This is a genomic window from Mesorhizobium sp. M7A.F.Ca.US.006.04.2.1 (genome assembly GCF_004022915.1).
Classification (GTDB): Bacteria; Pseudomonadota; Alphaproteobacteria; order Rhizobiales; family Rhizobiaceae; genus Mesorhizobium; species Mesorhizobium ciceri.
This window is the reverse complement of the sequence record NZ_RZQA01000746.1, coordinates 1-3240: the sequence shown is the minus strand read 5'-3', so window position 1 is coordinate 3240 and position 3240 is coordinate 1. Positions and strand designations below refer to the sequence as shown.

Below are 3240 nucleotides of genomic sequence, written 5' to 3'. Positions count from 1 at the left end.
GCAAGGCGACGACGCTTGCCGACGGCATCGCGCTCGCCGCGCAAGCCATCGACAGCGGCCGGGCCCTGCAAGTGCTCGACAGGCTGGTCGAGATTTCGAACGGGTAAAACGTGTCTGACATTCTTCGCAAGATCGAGGCCTACAAGCGCGACGAGATCGCGGCGGCAAAGGCACGTGTGCCGCTGGCCGAAATCAAGGCGCGAGCCAAGGACGCCGACGCACCGCGCGGCTTTCTTGCCGCGCTCGAAGCAAAGCGCAAATCCGGCGCCTTTGCGCTGATCGCCGAGATCAAGAAGGCAAGCCCGTCCAAGGGGCTGATCCGCGCCGATTTCGATCCGCCGGCGCTGGCGCAGGCCTATGCCAAGGGTGGCGCTGCCTGTCTTTCGGTGCTGACCGACGCACCGTCCTTCCAGGGCGCGCCGGAATTTCTCGCCCGGGCGCGAGCCGCCGTCGCGCTGCCGGCGCTGCGCAAGGATTTCCTGTTCGATCCCTATCAGGTCTACGAAGCCCGCGCCTGGGGCGCGGATGCCATCCTGATCATCATGGCCAGCGTCGACGACGCCCTGGCGAGCGAGCTTGAGGCAACGGCATTCGAACTCGGCATGGATGCGCTGATCGAGGTGCATGATGAGTCCGAGACGCTGCGCGCGCTAAAACTGTCGTCGCGGCTGATCGGCATCAACAACCGCAATCTGAGAACATTTGAAACCAGCCTTAAAACGTCGGAGCGGCTGGCACCCATGGTGCCGGGCGGCCGCCTGCTGGTCAGCGAGAGCGGTATTTTCACCCATGACGACTGCCTCAGGCTGCAAAAGAGCGACATCGGCACTTTTCTTGTCGGCGAGAGCCTGATGCGGCAACAGGACGTCACCACCGCGACGCGCTTGCTTCTGACAGGCAAGGCTTTGGCCGAGGCTATCTGACGATGGTATCAGGCCTGACCCATCTCGGCGCGCAGGGCGAGGCCAACATGGTCGATGTCGGCGACAAGGAAGAAACAACGCGCACGGCGATCGCCGAAGGCTTTGTCGCGATGCAGCCCGAGACGCTGAAGATGATCCTCGCCGGCAACGCCAAGAAGGGTGACGTGCTCGGCACCGCGCGCATTGCCGGCATCATGGCGGCGAAGAAGACGCATGAGCTGATCCCGCTCTGCCATCCGCTGCTGCTGACCAAGGTTTCCGTCGACATCGAGCCGGACCACGCTTTACCTGGCCTGAAGGTCACCGCACTGGCCCGCGTCACCGGCAAGACGGGCGTCGAGATGGAAGCGCTGACGGCCGCTTCGGTAGCCTGCCTGACCATCTACGACATGGCCAAAGCAGTAGACCGCGCCATGGTCATCACCGGCATCTGCCTGGTCGAAAAGACCGGTGGCAAGTCGGGTGACTACAAGGCGAGTTCCTGATGGCGCTGGTTCCTATCGCGGAGGCGCTTGAACGCCTGCTCGATGGTGCGGCACCTCTAGCCGGCGAAAGCCTTCCTCTGTTCGAGGCGGTGGATCGTGTTCTGGCAGAACAGGTCGTGGCACTCCGTACCCAGCCACCTTTCAACGCTTCCGCCATGGATGGCTATGCCGCTCGAGCCGCCGACGTGGCGTCGGTACCATCCAGGCTGTCGGTGATCGGCATGGCGCCGGCCGGACGTGGTTTTGCCGGTAGGATCGGCAAGGCACAAGCGGTGCGCATCTTCACCGGCGCGCCGCTGCCCGAAGGCGCCGACACCATCGTCATCCAGGAGAATGTCCACGACCTCGGCGGCGGCGAAATCGAAGTGACCGAGCCGACGGCGCAATGGCGCAATATCCGCCGCATCGGGCTCGATTTTTCAACAGGCGATGTGCTGCTCGAAAGAGGCCGTTTGCTCGACCCGGCGGCACTGTCGCTGGCAGCATCGGCCAACCATCCCCAGGTCAAGGTGGTAAGACGACCGCTTGTCGCCATCATCGCCACCGGCGACGAATTGCTGCCGCCGGGCAGTAATCTCGGCCCGGACCAGATCATCTCGTCCAATGCCTATGGCGTCGCTGCCACCGCACACTCGGTCGGCGCCCGCGCGCTCGATCTCGGCATTGCCGCCGATCGCAAGGAGGCCATCGCCGAACTGGTGCAAAAAGCGGTGGCGGCCGGTGCGGATGTCATCGTGACGCTTGGTGGCGCCTCGGTCGGCGATCACGACCTGATCCACGATGTGCTGACCGGCGAAGGCATGACGCTCGGCTTCTGGAAGATTGCCATGCGCCCCGGCAAGCCGCTGATGTTCGGCCGCCTCGGCGATATCAGGTGCATCGGCCTGCCCGGCAACCCGGTGGCAAGCCTGGTCTGCTCGCAACTGTTCCTGAAGCCGCTGCTGGCGCGGCTCGGCGGCCGCAACCATCGCCAGGACATTCGCCCAGCGCGACTGGGTGCCGCAATGCCGGCCAATGATTTGCGCCAGGACTATGTCCGAGCCGTGGTCAGGGAAGATGACGGCGCGCTGGTGGCGACGCCGTTCGGCATTCAGGATTCCTCGATGCTGAGAATGCTGGCCGACGCCAACGGGCTGATCGTGCGGGCACCGTTTGCCCCTGCAGCAGCCGCGGGCGAGGCTTGCAGCGTTTTGATGCTGCGCTGAGGAATTCCAGGCAAGCCGTTCATAACAGACGAGAAAGTGATCTCGGCTCTAGCTCGAGATCAAGCTCTGTGTCAGCGGATGCGCCGGATCGGTAAGGCCGTCGACAATGTCGTAGTGATGCCGGTCGGGCTCGACCACGGTGCTGGTGGTGGCGCCAAGGCCGGTCCAGATGTTGGCAAGCAACGTATTCTGGCGCAGGAACTCGGCGCGCTCACCGCCGCCGGCCCAGCAGGTGACGCGGGCGCCATCCATCGGGCGCAGCAGGGCTGGGCTTTCAGCCAGCGCCTCCTCTTCGTCGATTGCCAGGTCCTTGTTCATGCCGGTGCGCATGAGCGGACGCAAATCGTGTAGACCTGAAATCGAAACGACATGGCGTATGCGCCGCGCCACATCCGGCGCCAGAGGCGTGGTTGTCGTCACCCTCCGGGTGGCGAGATGGCCGCCGGCCGAATGTCCGGTCAGCATCAGCGGTCCGTCAACCATTGCCGCTGCCTTGCCAATCGCCGCCCCGACTTCCCGGACGATGCCTGCGATGCGTATGTCCGGGCACAGCGTGTAGGAGGGCATCGCAACGGCGAAGCCGCTGCCGACCGCGCCCTTGGCGAGATGCGACCACAAGCTCTTGTC

The 3240-nt window shown here is 64.4% G+C and carries 4 protein-coding genes and 1 pseudogene; 4 read left to right on the top strand and 1 reads right to left on the bottom strand.

All coding sequences use genetic code 11. The features are described 5' to 3' along the window. The 4 genes and pseudogenes from EN925_RS41005 to glp all read left to right on the top strand — a co-directional run. Window positions 1-107, top strand: a pseudogene (locus EN925_RS41005) (anthranilate phosphoribosyltransferase); the annotation flags it as partial. A gap of 3 nt (window positions 108-110) precedes the next feature. Beyond that, window positions 111-923 (top strand): indole-3-glycerol phosphate synthase TrpC, encoded by an 813-nt coding sequence (gene trpC, locus EN925_RS29270; protein WP_128337114.1) that lies wholly within the window; start codon window positions 111-113, stop codon window positions 921-923. A 2-nt stretch (window positions 924-925) separates the two neighbouring features. Further along, window positions 926-1408: a cyclic pyranopterin monophosphate synthase MoaC gene (moaC, locus tag EN925_RS29265; protein WP_064995870.1), complete on the top strand. Its 483-nt coding sequence runs from the start codon at window positions 926-928 to the stop codon at window positions 1406-1408. After that, complete coding sequence (gene glp, locus EN925_RS29260; RefSeq protein WP_127385144.1) at window positions 1408-2613, top strand: gephyrin-like molybdotransferase Glp; 1206 nt, start codon at window positions 1408-1410, stop codon at window positions 2611-2613. Before moaC ends, glp begins: the two co-directional genes overlap by 1 nt. A gap of 48 nt (window positions 2614-2661) precedes the next feature. Here glp and EN925_RS29255 read toward each other — a convergent pair. Continuing rightward, the coding region (locus tag EN925_RS29255) for an alpha/beta hydrolase (RefSeq protein WP_128337113.1) at window positions 2662-3240 on the bottom strand (579 nt) is incomplete at its 5' end.

Coding starts and splice junctions, on each gene's coding strand:
- moaC (WP_064995870.1), top strand. CDS start 926: ATGGTATCAGGCCTGACCCATCTCGGCGCGCAGGGCGAGGCCAACATG.
- glp (WP_127385144.1), top strand. CDS start 1,408: ATGGCGCTGGTTCCTATCGCGGAGGCGCTTGAACGCCTGCTCGATGGT.